Here is a 14917-nt window from a genome sequence, read left to right on the forward strand (position 1 = left end):
CTAGGGTAACAGGCTATAGATTTTATAAGAGACCTTTAATTTTAAAATAAAAAGATACTACCTTTAAAATAGAAAAAATATGTATTTATTTGTTTAACTATCAACTCCATTAATAAAGGTTTTTACAAAATCTTTTATTTTTTCGGTTATTCTATTACTTATAGTTTCTCTTTGTAAGACACTTGGTTGTTTTTCTAATGCTTCAATTACCTCATCTTCTGTTGCCATTCTACCTGTAAAAAGAAAATCGTTTATTATATTTTCTACTTTATCTGGTTTTAATGCTTCTGCTTTACTTAAATTATTCAAAGCTTTTTTAGTTTCTACTTTCCAATAGTCTTTAAATTCACTTTCTATGGTTTCGCTATTATTAATTTTAGGTAAGTTATTTTCTATAAATTGTTCTATTAATTCACGTTTACTACGCAGAGTAACATCTCCCGCTAATAAATCTAAAATTTGCTTTTTTTGTTTTTCTTGGTCTTTTGGTTTGGCATCTTTTAATTGTGCCAATAGCTTCATAATATAAGTAACATTAATCTCGTCTTTGTGAAGTAACTCTATTTCAAAATCTATTTCGTTTAATATAGATACTTTTTGTTTTTGAGTATTGAACCTAATTTTATCGTTTAACTCTAAGTATTTAGATGAAAAATCTTGAAACTCTTGAGCTGTCATTGGTACATCATCAAAAGTAAATTCTGTAAAAGAATCTAATATGTTTTTTAAACGCATTATAGCCCTAAATGCTTTCGCAAATTCTAATTCATCTTCTTCTGTTACTAACTCATTTACGCTATTTGGTGTAGGTGTTAATGCCATTAATCTTGCGTATGCTTCTTCAAAAAACGTTAGCTGCTCTTTATATGGTGCTATAGTGATGGTTTCTTTTGCTGAAAGATTAGAAAACAAACGTACTGCATCGTCTGTATTCTTTTTTAAGTTACGGAAGGTTACAATATTACCTTGTGACTTATTATCGTTTAATATTCTATTGGTACGTGAATAGGCTTGTATTAAACCGTGATATTTAAGGTTTTTATCTACATACAGGGTATTTAATGTTTTACTATCGAACCCTGTTAAAAACATATTTACTACTAATAAAATATCTATTTCTTTATCACGTACTCTTTTAGATATATTGGTTTTATAGTTTAAGAAGGCTTTCGCATCATTAGCCGAATGTGCTTCGTTAAACATAGTATTATAATCTACAATAAACTCGTCTAATTTATCTCTTACCGATTGGTTTACTGGTGCATCATCTGTTACATCTTCTTCTGAAATATTACCATCTATCGTTTCTACTTCTGGATTTGCAGCATACGAAAATATTGTTGCTATTTTATAATTGTGTTCTCCTGCTTCTTTTTTAGCTTTAAACAGTTCGTAATATTTAATTAATATATCTACACTACTTACACAAAACATTGCAGTAAACTGCCTATTATTGGTTTTGTTAGCGTGATTTTTAAGTATGTAATTGGTAATGGTTTCTAAATATGCGTCACTTTCATAAACCTCTTGCGTATCTATAGCTTCTACTTTAGTATCTTCTTCATCTTGAATTTTCTTTTTAAATACATTGTAGTATTCTATTGAAAATTTTAATACATTTTCATCTCTAATAGCATCTGTAATAACGTACTTATGTAGGCAGTCGTGAAATAGGTTTGCGGTTGTTTGTTTTATACTCTTTACACTTAGTGCATTTTCTTCAAAAATTGGTGTTCCTGTAAATCCGAATAACTGATGATTGGTAAAAAAGTTTACTATTGCTTTATGTGTTTCTCCAAATTGAGAACGATGACATTCATCAAAAATAAAAATGGTTTTATCGTCTTTAATTCTTTCAATTTGATTTTTAAACGCTGTTTTTTTTATGGCAACATTTAATTTTTGAATAGTAGTTACAATTAAAGGTCGTGTAGGATCTAAAAAATGTTTTACTAAGGTTTTAGTATCTTCTGTACCATCTATACTCTCTTTATCAAAAGCTCTAAATTCTTTTACTGTTTGGTCGTCTAAATCTTGTCTATCTACCACAAACACCACTTTTTTAATTTTAGGGTTATTGGTTAGTATCTGACTTGCTTTAAACGATGTTAATGTTTTACCAGAACCTGTAGTATGCCATATATAACCGTTTTTATCTGAATTTTTAACTCTATCTATAATTGATTCTACGGCATAATACTGATATGGTCTAAGCACCATTAACACTTTATCTTTTTCGTGTAAAACAATATACTTAGTTATCATTTTAGCGATATGACAAGGCTCTAAAAAGAGACTTGCAAAGCTATCTAATTGCGTTATTCTTTTATTGGTTTTATCGCTCCAGTAACTTGTAAATTTATAACTAGGCATTTTACCTTGTTTAAAGGTATTGGCATAGTATTTTGTGTTTTCGCCATTACTAACTACAAAGAGTTGCACGTAATTAAATAAGGCATTATTAGAAGCAAAAGATTCTTGTTGGTATCTGCATACTTGCCTATGTGCTTCTTTTAACTCTATACCACGTTTTTTTAATTCTATTTGCACTAATGGCAAGCCGTTTATAAGAATAGTAACATCGTAACGGTTTTCTCTTTTACCGTTTATGGTAATTTGATTGGTTACTTGAAACTCGTTTTGACACCAGAAATCTTGATTGATAAACTCTATATATGCTTTCTCTCCGTTGTCTTTATGTAATACATATTTATCTCTTAAAGTTTTAGCTTTATCGAATATATTACCCTTAGAAAGATGTATTAATACGCGCTCAAACTCAGGAGCTGTAAAGGTTGTTTTGTTATGTTTTTCTAATTGTGATTTTAGATTACTAACTAAATCGTCTTCTGTTTTAATAGTTACAGCTTTATGCCCTAAACTAATAAGTTGCGTAATTAAGTTATTTTCTAATACCTGTTCTGGTTGTGTTGTCATTTATTCTTTTTCTTTTAAATACTTCGAGATTCTTTAAAAATCTCGAAGTATTAAGTAGTTTTTTATTTCCATAAAGGTTCTTGTTGCCAATTTGGTTTCATATCTAAAGCTTTTAAATCTACATTTGGGTACTTTGTAAAAAGGGCTTCTAATCTTTCTGTAAATTCATTATCAGGTTTAATTGTATTTAACATATATTTCATTAAACACATATGCATATACAATTTATTAGATTGTTTAGGTACATTTTCCGCATCTGTAATCCAAGGGTTTGGTGGTTTAGATAACATTTTTACTGTACTAGGTAAGTTCCTGTTCCATAAACGTGAATGATGCGCACAAAAATTACGTATTTGCGATATTGATTGCAACCAACTAGGTAAATACGTATGGTTAACTGCACCAAACTCTTTGGCTATAATATCTTTAGAAGCAACATTATTTTTTAAATTACCGTACAATTTAGATAATGCTCCAAAACTTGTTTGTTCTAAAGATTTCCATGCAGGTGGAAAACGACCATCGTCTTTGTGCTTTTTCTTGTGATTTTTAATAGAAACATCTTTTGTCCTTTCAATTTCGGCTTCTAAATTAGAAAGCGTTTTTACCAAGGCTTTACTATCTGTAAATAATTCGAAATTTTGAAACCACCAAGGGTTTATTTCGTGAGATAAATGATAAATTAATTTGGTACGTAAACTAATTTCTATTTTCTCTATAACACCAAAAAGTAATAAACGTAATTCTGCATCAAAATTATATAAGGCAATAACATCTTCAAATTTACTGTTTGGTTTAAAAATGTGATTTTCTTTATCTTGTTGCATTACATACCAATATTCGCCAAGTCTGTAATAACTAATATTAAGTAGGTATTTTTCTGCAATATGTGGGTGTTTTATAACCAAACCACGCTCTTGTAATTGACTTACTTGCTCTGCAACAGTAAGGGCGTTTTTAGTAAACATACGGTAAAAGTGAAGTTAAACAAACCGTATTTAAAGCAAAAGACACACCCTGGGACGCTGTTCTAACGGGTAGCGTGGTGTGTACTGTTACAGCAAAAGTACTATATATTTTATTTATTTTGTATTCTTTTTTCATATTTATACAGTTTTTAACATTTTTACCTACACAAACATTTGTTGTAACAAGCCTTTTTTAAAGGCTTTACTATTTTCTATTTTAGTATTTAAGGCTTCTATCTTTATATCTATATCAGATAAGAAATTAGCTATTTTGGTTTGTTCTTCAATGCAAGGAAATGGAACTTTAAACTTTTTTAAATCACCACCATTAATAGAGTTTATAGTAGCTCCTAAATTTTTATAAACTTCTTTTTTATAATGTTGACTATCGAAAAAATGAAATAAAAATCGATTATACTTACTGCGATAAACTGTCATAAATGCACCAAATGCTAAACCGATATGCTCTTCTTTGATAATAGCATTTTTCCCTATCAATCTTTTACTACCATTTCTAACGCAAATTAAAATATCATTCAATTCTACTGGATTGAACTTACCTTCTTCAACATTTACAAAAACATTATCATTTAAAGCTATTAATCTCTTTTTTACGTTAGAAGAGCGTAATACCAAAACACCATTTTCATCAATATCATTTGGACTATATGTTAAACCACTTACTATTGAACCAATTACCCCCAACTTCTTCTCTTCCCAATTAGGAAAGGCATTACCATTATCATCTTTAAATCTTAGTTCTTGATTAAAGATTTTTTGCATTATACCTTTTTTGTATTGCTCTAAAAGGGTTTTCTTTTTGGTTAGTTTGGTAATTTTATCATCTACATCTGTAAGGAATGATGCTATTTTTTGTTGTTCTGGAAATTGAGGAAAATTTAATTGAATCTTTCTCAATTCAACCATTGTTAATGCTTTTTGGGTCGAACCAATAGAAGTTTTTATTAATTCATTTGTATTTAATTGTATTAATTTCTCTAAGAAATCGCTATTTTCTTTAATATTTTTAAGCCAAATTAAATTACCATCTTTAAAATAAAATGGATTATCATCATTAATTTTCCAAACATTGCCTAAAGTTCCAACTGCTGTAACTAAAATATCTTCTTTTTTAGGTACTCCATATTTTTCTTTAAAGTCATTATATCTTTCATTAGATATATATAAAATATCTGAAGGGATTGTATTATTTTTTAATTCTGTTATTTCTTTACCTCTAAAAAAAGGTATACCCGCAGGCACATAATCTTCAAGATAGACCCTTTTACTTGATGTCATTACACAGATACTACCTAGTTTCTTAGGATGCCATTCACCTTCAAACTCCGGAAACCTCAATTGTGGCATTAATTGTTCTTCCATAATTAAAAGGGGGTTTTAATATTTAACTCCTCACAATACGAAGAAATACGTTTATCGGTTTCAGCAATATCTACATCTAAAGCTTGTATTTGTTCTGCTACTGCATTAATATCAATAGGTGCTTCTTCTTCAAAAGTATCTACATAACGTGGTATGTTAAGGTTGTAATCGTTATCAGCTATTTCTTGTAAAGTTGCTCTGTGGCTGTATTTATCTGTTACCGTTCTATTGGTATAGGTTTCTACAATTTGATTGATATGTTCTGGTAGTAGCTTATTGTCTTTCCCTTGTTTTGCAAAATGATTAGAAGCATCAATAAACAATACATCTTCGTTAACTTCTCTACATTTTTTGATGACTAAAATACAGGTTGGAATACCTGTACCAAAAAAGATGTTTGCAGGTAAACCAATAACGGCATCTATATAATTTCTATCTTCAATTAAATAACGTCTAATATGCGCTTCTGAACTTCCTCTAAATAATACACCGTGCGGTAATACGGTTGCCATTATTCCGCTTTCATCTAAGTGATGAATCATATGCTGTACAAATGCAAAATCTGCTTTTGTTTTAGGTGCTAATTTACCATACTGACTAAATCTGTCGTCTGTACTAAATATTCCTTTTGCAGACCACTTTGCAGAAAATGGTGGGTTTGCAACAATAGCTTCGGCTTTTAAATCGATAGCCATATGTTGAGGTTCTTCTAAGGTATCTTCTTGTTTAATATCGAACTCACGATAATTTACATCGTGTAGTATCATATTCATACGTGCTAAGTTGTACGTTGTACGGTTTAATTCTTGACCGTAAAACATACCAACATCGTCTACTTCTTTAGCTACACGCAATAGTAATGAACCACTTCCACACGTTGGGTCATATACAGATTTTAAACGTTTTTTACGCGTAGTTACTATTTTTGCTAATATGGTAGATACTTCTTGAGGCGTATAAAATTCCCCTGCTTTTTTTCCTGCACTTGCAGCAAACTGCCCAATTAGAAACTCATAAGCATCCCCTAATAAATCACTGTCATTATCCTCTAACCTAAAATCAATTTCATCTAAATGTGTGATGATTTTTGCAATCGTTTCATTTTGAGCTTTTACAGTTCTTCCTAACTTACCAGAAGTTAAATCTAAATCTTCAAATAGTTTTACAAAATCATCTTCAGATTCTGTACCCATGGTACTTTGTTCTATATTGGTAAGAATACGCTCTAAGTCTTCAATAATAAAGAATTGCTTTGCTTCGTCATTATCGTTGGTTACTATTTCTGAAAGGTTATTTCCTTTTTGAGCAATAGAGGTAAATAATTCACTTGGTTTTAAGAAGTAACCTAACTCTTTTACGCAGGCTTTTTTAACTGCTTCAACATATATTTTACCATTTTCTGAATTTTCATCTAACTGCTCATAAGTTAAACCATCTGGTGCTAATATTTTATTAGCGTATAAGTGTAACTTCTCTGAAAGGTATTTAAAGAATATAAAGCCCAAGATGTAGTTTCTGTAATCGTCAGCATCCATTTTGCCACGTAATAGGTTGGCAATAGCCCATAATTGTTTTTCGAGTAGTTTTTTTTGTTCTTCTGACATTAAAGGTTTGTTTTTTTTTGCAATTTTTTGAACGTTAAAAATAGGAATCTTTTTTAGCTTAAGAGTAAAAAAAACGAAGTTTCAATGCAAATAAATTCTCTTTTTATTCGAGTTAGACGCAACTTTCACTGCATCAGGGTGCAATTGCTACCGCATCAGGGTGCAACTTTTACTCCACCCTACTCCGATAAAAGTTGCGTACGTACGCAGTGAGCGTTGTTTTTGGGCAAAAAAAATCCCAATAACCGTAGTTATTGGGATTTTTAAAAATTACTTGATGTTTACACCTAGTAATTACAAAAGCGTACTAGGTTGTTCTAGAAAACTTTAAGTTTTTAAGCATCGTTCTTAACTTTACCGCAGGTCTAAAAAGAATGCGTGTATTGGTAATGCCTTCTGCAGAAACTTCTCCTTCTGTTTCAAATCCTTTCGAGCTTAAACTTATTTGAAAGTTTCCTAATTTACCCAAACGCACAATACGTCCTTGTTTTAACTCTCTAATAATATTTACCTCTAAGATGTTTAACAGCGACAAACAATCACTTTCCGACAGTGCCGATTGTTCAGAAATCATTTCTGCTAACGTTTCAAAATCTACGCTACCATTGGCAACTACAGCTGCGTAATATTTTGCGTCTAATGTTCTATCTTGAGGATTTTTCCTCTCTATTGTCTTAAATTTTATCGACATTTAGTGTATATTTTAAAATTACAATTCTTCTTACAACCTTTGTTTTTAGAGGCACTTGCAAGGCGATTCCTCTTTGTGTACGCTTTTAAAACTCTGCAATAGCATGCCCAACCACATGCGTTTTGATGTAGTTAAACCATAAGTAAACCAATTACTTACAGGAGTTGTACGCTAAAAAATTAAGTCATGTGTTTACCAGGTTGCAGTCTGTTGTACTGCTTTATTTTTAATAAAATAAATTTGGTAAGCTTAAAGAAGAATTGTAATTTTGATGTGCAGAAAAAAACACAAATACTTCTTAAAGTGTTACCGTTTTAAAAAAGTCTTAGAAACAACAGTTTTCTTAGACTTTTTTGTTTTTGTAAAGATATTACATCTGTTACTGCTGTTAAAACAATTTTATAAACAGCTTATTGACAAAAACATAGTTGTAATGTTCTTGGTGTAAAACTAAAACTTTTTCTGATGTGAAAAATTAGCAATACAAAGTTTTATTTTAAAGTTATTCACTTTTTTAAAATTTTGCTCCCTTTTAAAACAGCCTAAAAAACTAAATTACAACGAGTTGTAAAACTAAAACTTTTTTCTTATTTAGAAAGAAATACTTATTCCCAATTCCCTTGAAGTTTTTAACAAAAAGTACAAATTCACTATAAATACACCTTGTTGCTTTTATCTGAGCGCTAAAAACTTTAATTTTGTAAACGATGCCTTAAGCTAGTAATCTTGTAAAGTGTAAGGTCTTTTATAGAGCACAGACCAATTGCTTACAAGCACAAATAGCGAAGTAAAAAACACATGAACAAGTACCTAGAAATTTTTAAAAACTCGTATTCCGATTATTGGAACTACATCAAACAATCGGTTCTTTTAGAACTGAATTGGGAGAATTATTTCTACGGATTGATTCTAATTTCTTTACTTGTTTGGGGTTTAGAGGCAATTTTTCCTTGGCGCAAGCACCAGTCTTTGTTTCGAAAAGATTTTTGGTTAGATACATTTTACATGTTTTTTAATTTCTTTTTATTAAACTTATTGGTTTTGATTGCATTGTCGAATGCCGCTGCCGCAATTTTTAATGATATTTTAGGCGTTGTAGGGTTGTCTATTGCCAATTTTCAGGTCTTAGAACTCAATACCTTGCCGTTTGCTTTGCGCATTTTTATCTTTTTTATTGTAATTGATTTTGTGCAATGGTGCACGCACAGATTATTGCATCGTTTCGAGTTTCTGTGGAATTTTCATAAGGTACACCACTCGGTTAAAGAAATGGGCTTTGCAGCGCATTTACGTTACCATTGGATGGAGCCCGTAGTGTACAATTCTTTAAAATACATTCCGTTAGCCATTATTGGTGGTTTTACCGCACAAGATGTGGCATTTGTTCATTTTTTTAATATTACCATTGGGCATTTAAACCATGCGAATATCAATTGGGATTATGGCTGGTTAAAGTACATTTTAAACAACCCAAAAATGCACATTTGGCATCATGCAAAAGTATTGCCAGAAGATCGCAAGCAAGGGGTAAACTTCGGAATTACATTAAGCATTTGGGATTATCTTTTTAAAACGAATTACATACCACATTCTGGTAGAGACATCGAAATTGGTTTTGAGGGTGACGAGCAGTTTCCGAAAGGGTTTGTACAACAGGAGTTGTATCCTTTTAGTAAAAGGGATTAGTTGGTTGCTATCGGTTAGAATGGTTTCTAGTTAAAGGAAATTGTATCGAGAATTCTTTTTTTTCTATCATTCTTTTTCATTGATGAAAAGAACCAAAAATCTAGACGGACTTTTAAATTTCTTGAATTCTACTTTTTAATCTAGTATCGCATCCAGACCACTCCGTTTTTTGGATGCTTGCCGTTACTTACAATTTGAATTCTTACAAAATTTAAAATAGGTCGGTGCTGTATGTTATCATGATTCTTTTGCCTCACTTAACTTGTCTTTCTTCTTGTTTCTGTGCTCTCTTTTCTCCTCTCTTATTCTTTTCCATTGATGAAAAGAATCAAAAATCTAGACGTACTTTTAAATTTCTTAAATTCTACTTTGTAATCCACTATCGCATCCAGACCACTCCGTTTTTTGGATGCTTGCCGTTACTTACAATTTGAATTCTTACAAAATTTAAAATAGGTCGGTGCTGTATGTTATCATGATTTGCTTTTCTTGACTCTTGTTTCTTGTCTCTTATCTCTTCACTCATTTTTTTTTCTTCCCTATTCTTTTCCATTGATGAAAAGAACCAAAAATCTAGACGTACTTTTAAATTTCTTGAATTCTACTTTGTAATCCACTATCGCATCCAAACCACTGCGTTTTTTTGGATGCTTGCCGTTACTTACAATTTGAATTCTTACAAAATTTAAAATAGGTCGGTGCTGTATGTTATCATGATTCTCTTGCCTCACTTAACTTGTCTTTCTTCTTGTTTCTGTGCTCTCTTTTCTCCTCTCTCATTCTTTTCCATTGATGAAAAGAATCAAAAATCTAGACGTACTTTTAAATTTCTTGAATTCTACTTTGTAATCCACTATCGCATCCAGACCATTCCGTTTTTTGGATGCTTGCCGTTACTTACAATTTGAATTCTTACAAAATTTAAAATAGGTCGGTGCTGTGTGTTATCATGATTCTTTTGCCTCACTTAACTTGTCTTTCTTCTTGTTTCTATGCTCTCTTTTCTCCTCTCTCATTCTTTTCCATTGATGAAAAGAACCAAAAATCTAGACGTACTTTTAAATTTCTTGAATTCTACTTTGTAATCCACTATCGCATCCAAACCACTGCGTTTTTTTGGATGCTTGCCGTTACTTACAATTTGAATTCTTACAAAATTTAAAATAGGTCGGTGCTGTATGTTATCATGATTCTCTTGCCTCACTTAACTTGTCTTTCTTCTTGTTTCTGTGCTCTCTTTTCTCCTCTCTCATTCTTTTCCATTGATGAAAAGAATCAAAAATCTAGACGTACTTTTAAATTTCTTGAATTCTACTTTGTAATCCACTATCGCATCCAGACCATTCCGTTTTTTGGATGCTTGCCGTTACTTACAATTTGAATTCTTACAAAATTTAAAATAGGTCGGTGCTGTGTGTTATCATGATTCTTTTGCCTCACTTAACTTGTCTTTCTTCTTGTTTCTATGCTCTCTTTTCTCCTCTCTCATTCTTTTCCATTGATGAAAAGAACCAAAAATCTAGACGTACTTTTAAATTTCTTGAATTCTACTTTGTAATCCACTATCGCATCCAGACCACTCCGTTTTTTGGATGCTTGCCGTTACTTACAATTTGAATTCTTACAAAATTTAAAATAGGTCGGTGCTGTGTGTTATCATGATTTCCTTTTCTTGACTCTTGTCTCTCTTCTCTTATCTCTTCACTCATTTTTTTTTCTTCCCTATTCTTTTCCATTGATGAAAAGAACCAAAAATCTAGACGTACTTTTAAATTTCTTAAATTCTACTTTGTAATCCACTATCGCATCCAGACCACTGCGTTTTTTGGATGCTTGCCGTTACTTACAATTTGAATTCTTACAAAATTTAAAATAGGTCGGAGCTGTGTGTTATCATGATTTCCTTTTCTTGACTCTTGTTTCTTGTCTCTTTCCTCTTACCCCAAACTCCAATCCCCTCAATTCACAAAATCATCATCTGATAAAATGAACCCGTTTGAATTCATACATCAGCAATAAAACCGTTAAATGTTAAGGAAATCTTAAAAAAAATCAAAAAAAAGCCAACTACATCGATTTCGCTTAGTATCTTTAGCAAGAAATTTTTACTAAAAACTAAAAACAATACCCAAAAAAATGAAGATTAAAAAAGTACTTGTTGCCAATCGCGGTGAAATTGCCATTCGAATTTTTAGAGCCTGTACAGAGGTAAATGTAAAAACCGTTGGGGTATACACATTCGAAGATCGCTATTCGTTACACAGGTACAAAGCAGATGAATCGTATCAAATAGGAGAAGACAATGCCCCATTAAAGCCGTATTTAGATATCAAAGAAATTATACGAATTGCTTTAAAAAGTGGTGCAGATGCCATACATCCTGGTTATGGTTTTTTATCTGAAAATGCAGATTTAGCACAACAATGTGCAGACAATAATATTATTTTTGTGGGACCTAAAGTTGCTGTTTTGCAATCTTTAGGTGATAAAATTATGGCTAAAGAGGTGGCCGTTTCCAATAACATTCCGGTTATTAAAAGTAACGAAAACCCTTTAGACAGCATCGAAACGGCATTGGATGAAGCCTTAAAAATAGGATATCCTGTAATGCTAAAAGCAGCCTCTGGTGGTGGCGGAAGAGGTATGCGTGTTATTAGAGAAGCTGCCGAATTAAAAAAAGCGTTTAACGAAAGTAAACGAGAAGCACTAAATGCCTTTGGAGACGACACTGTTTTTCTAGAAAAATTTGTGCAAAATCCTAAACATATAGAAATACAAATAGTTGCCGATAATTATGGCAATACCGTACACTTATTTGAACGCGATTGCTCTGTGCAACGTCGCTACCAAAAAGTAATTGAATTTGCACCTTCTTACAATTTAAAGCAAGCAACAAAAGATGCTTTGTACAACTACGCTATTACCATTTGTAAGGCGGTAGAGTATAACAATATTGGTACTGTAGAGTTTTTGGTAGATGATGATGGATCTATCTACTTTATAGAAGTAAACCCAAGAATACAAGTAGAACATACCGTTACAGAGGTTGTTACCAATATCGATTTGGTTAAAACACAATTGTTTATTGCGGGTGGTTATAAATTAACAGACCAACAGATTAAAATACCGAGTCAAGAGGCGATTAAAATAAATGGCTATGCGTTGCAATGTAGAATTACTACAGAAGATCCGCAGAACGATTTTAAACCCGATTATGGTGAAATTACTACGTATAGAAGTGCGTCTGGTTTCGGAATTCGATTGGATGCGGGTAGCGTTTACCAAGGTGCCATTATTTCGCCATTTTTCGATTCGATGTTGGTAAAAGTTACGGCAAATAGTAGAACTTTAGACGGTGCTTGCAGAAAAGTAAGAAGGGCCATGGCAGAGTTTCGTATTCGTGGTGTTAAAACCAACATGCCGTTTTTAGATAATATTTTAAAACACGAAACTTTTAGAAAAGGAGATGTTACGGTTAATTTTATTAAAGAAACTCCTGATTTATTTGTGTTTAAAGCGCCTAGAAATAGAGCTACCAAATTGGTTACGTATTTGGGCGATGTGATTGTAAATGGTAATGCAGATGTTAAAAAATTAGATACAACCAAGAAGTTTATAAAACCTATTGTACCTAAGTTTGATGCCGATGCTGCCTATCTAGAAGGTACAAAAGATAAACTAACAGCATTAGGCCCTGATGCATTTGCACAATGGTTAAAAGATGAAAAGAAAATTCATTTTACAGATACCACCATGCGCGATGCACACCAAAGTTTACTGGCCACAAGAATGCGAACTTTTGACATGTTAAAAGTTGCAGAAGGATATGCTAAAAACAACCCCAACATTTTTAGTATGGAAGTTTGGGGAGGCGCTACTTTTGATGTTTGCATGCGTTTTTTACAAGAAAACCCTTGGGAACGCTTACAATTATTACGCAAAGCAATGCCAAATGTGTTGTTGCAAATGCTACTAAGAGGTTCTAATGGTGTTGGGTACACCGCATATCCAGATAATTTAATTGCCAAGTTTGTAGAGCAGTCTTGGGAACATGGCGTTGATATATTCAGAATTTTTGATTCTTTAAACTGGATGCAATCGATTGCACCTTGTATAGAACATGTTAGAACCAGAACCAATGGATTGGCAGAGGCTTCGATATGCTATACTGGCGATATTCTAAATCCTGAAAACACAAAATACAATTTAAAATATTATACTACTTTAGCCAAAGACATCGAAAATGCGGGTGCGCATATTTTGGCAATTAAAGACATGGCAGGTTTGTTAAAACCTTATGCCGCTTTCGAGTTGGTAAGTGCTTTAAAGCAAACGGTAAATATTCCGATTCACTTACACACACATGACACCTCTTCTATACAAGCAGCTACGTATTTAAAAGCCATCGAAGCAGGCGTAGATGTGGTTGATGTTGCTTTGGGTGGTTTGTCTGGTTTAACATCGCAACCCAACTTTAACGCGGTGGTAGAAATGATGAAGTTTAACGATAGAGCAAGCGATATTAACATCGATTCTTTAAATGAATATTCTAATTATTGGGAAACCGTAAGAGAGTACTACTACCCTTTTGAGTCTGGCTTAAAAGCAGGTTCTGGCGAGGTTTTTAAACACGAAATTCCGGGTGGTCAATACTCGAATTTAAAACCGCAAGCGCAAGCACTTGGTTTAGAAGACCGTTTTTATGAAATTACCAAAATGTATGCAGACGTTAACTTACTTTTTGGTGATATTGTAAAAGTTACACCAAGTTCTAAAGTTGTTGGCGACATGGCGCAATATTTAGTAAGTAACAACTTAACAGTACAAGACGTATTAGAGCGTGGCAACACCATCTCTTTTCCGCAGTCTGTTGTAAGTTTCTTTAGAGGCGATTTAGGGCAACCCGTTGGCGGCTTCCCTAAAGATTTACAAAAACTAATTTTAAAAGACGAACAACCTTATACAGATAGGCCCAATGCCCACATACCACCAATAGATATTGATGCCGAGTACAAAGATTTTAAAAAAATATTTGAAAATGATTTAAGCAGACCTATTGATTTTACAGATTTCTTATCGTATAAATTGTATCCGAAGGTATTTACAGAGGCGTACAATAAGCATTTAAAATACGATAGTTTGATTAACCTGCCAACCAAAAACTTTTTCTACGGAATGGAAGTTGGGGAAGAAATTATTGTTGAGTTAGACAAAGGAAAAACGTTGTTAATTACCTTAGACTCGATTGGAGATGCCAACGAAGAAGGAATGGTTACTGTATACTTTAAGGTAAACGGACAAGGAAGATCTGTGCAAATAAAAGATACCTCTGTAAAAGTAGAAACCGTACAAAATATAAAAGCAGATAAAGAGAATGCCCGCCAAATAGGTGCGCCATTACAAGGTTTATTATCTACCATTTTGGTTAAAAAAGGCGATAAAATTGTTAAAAATCAGCCTTTATTTGTTATTGAAGCCATGAAAATGGAAACCACCATTACTGCCAACGAAGATGCTACTATTAGTGCCCTTATTTTAAAAGAAGGCACATTGGTTAATGCAGAAGACTTGGTCTTACAACTAGAAGGTTAATTTTTTTTTAATAGTTCACGTTAGAAGTCCGTTATTGTTTTATGCAATAGCGGGCT

The 14917-nt window shown here is 32.4% G+C and carries 9 protein-coding genes; 2 read left to right on the forward strand and 7 right to left on the reverse strand.

All coding sequences use genetic code 11. From position 1 onward, the window contains the following. Positions 1–93: 93 nt before the first annotated feature. From BXQ17_RS07080 to BXQ17_RS07100, 5 genes are all read right to left on the reverse strand, one after another. A complete protein-coding gene (locus BXQ17_RS07080) occupies positions 94–2937 on the reverse strand; it encodes a type I restriction endonuclease subunit R (protein WP_077809941.1) in 2844 nt (947 codons plus the stop codon). Positions 2938–2999: 62 nt separating this feature from the next. Beyond that, a complete protein-coding gene (locus BXQ17_RS07085; protein WP_077809942.1) occupies positions 3000–3905 on the reverse strand; it encodes an Abi family protein in 906 nt (301 codons plus the stop codon). A 162-nt stretch (positions 3906–4067) separates the two neighbouring features. Beyond that, a complete protein-coding gene (locus BXQ17_RS07090; RefSeq protein ID WP_077809943.1) occupies positions 4068–5288 on the reverse strand; it encodes a restriction endonuclease subunit S in 1221 nt (406 codons plus the stop codon). A gap of 2 nt (positions 5289–5290) precedes the next feature. Beyond that, the gene (locus tag BXQ17_RS07095; protein ID WP_077809944.1) at positions 5291–6892 is read right to left on the reverse strand and encodes a type I restriction-modification system subunit M; all 1602 of its coding nucleotides are present in this window, start codon (positions 6890–6892) and stop codon (positions 5291–5293) included. 307 nt (positions 6893–7199) lie between these two features. Then, positions 7200–7583, reverse strand: a complete 384-nt coding sequence (locus tag BXQ17_RS07100) for an HU family DNA-binding protein (RefSeq protein WP_077809945.1) — start codon at positions 7581–7583, stop codon at positions 7200–7202. A 798-nt stretch (positions 7584–8381) separates the two neighbouring features. Here BXQ17_RS07100 and BXQ17_RS07105 point away from each other — a divergent pair. After that, positions 8382–9269, forward strand: a complete 888-nt coding sequence (locus BXQ17_RS07105) for a sterol desaturase family protein (protein WP_077809946.1) — start codon at positions 8382–8384, stop codon at positions 9267–9269. Between the two features lie 379 nt (positions 9270–9648). On the opposite strand, the gene BXQ17_RS14525 is transcribed toward BXQ17_RS07105, so the two are convergent. Then, entirely contained in the window at positions 9649–9822 is a 174-nt protein-coding gene (locus tag BXQ17_RS14525) for a hypothetical protein (RefSeq protein WP_187661444.1), read from the reverse strand. 1009 nt (positions 9823–10831) lie between these two features. Further along, on the reverse strand, positions 10832–11005 hold the full coding sequence (locus tag BXQ17_RS14530; protein ID WP_187661445.1) for a hypothetical protein: 174 nt from the start codon (positions 11003–11005) through the stop codon (positions 10832–10834). 400 nt (positions 11006–11405) lie between these two features. On the opposite strand from BXQ17_RS14530, the gene BXQ17_RS07110 reads away from it, so the two are divergent. Continuing rightward, positions 11406–14861, forward strand: coding sequence for a pyruvate carboxylase (locus BXQ17_RS07110; RefSeq protein WP_077809947.1), 3456 nt, complete (start codon positions 11406–11408; stop codon positions 14859–14861). Positions 14862–14917 lie beyond the last annotated feature (56 nt).

Source organism: Polaribacter sp. BM10 (assembly GCF_002005425.1).
Classification (GTDB): domain Bacteria; phylum Bacteroidota; class Bacteroidia; order Flavobacteriales; family Flavobacteriaceae; genus Polaribacter; species Polaribacter marinaquae.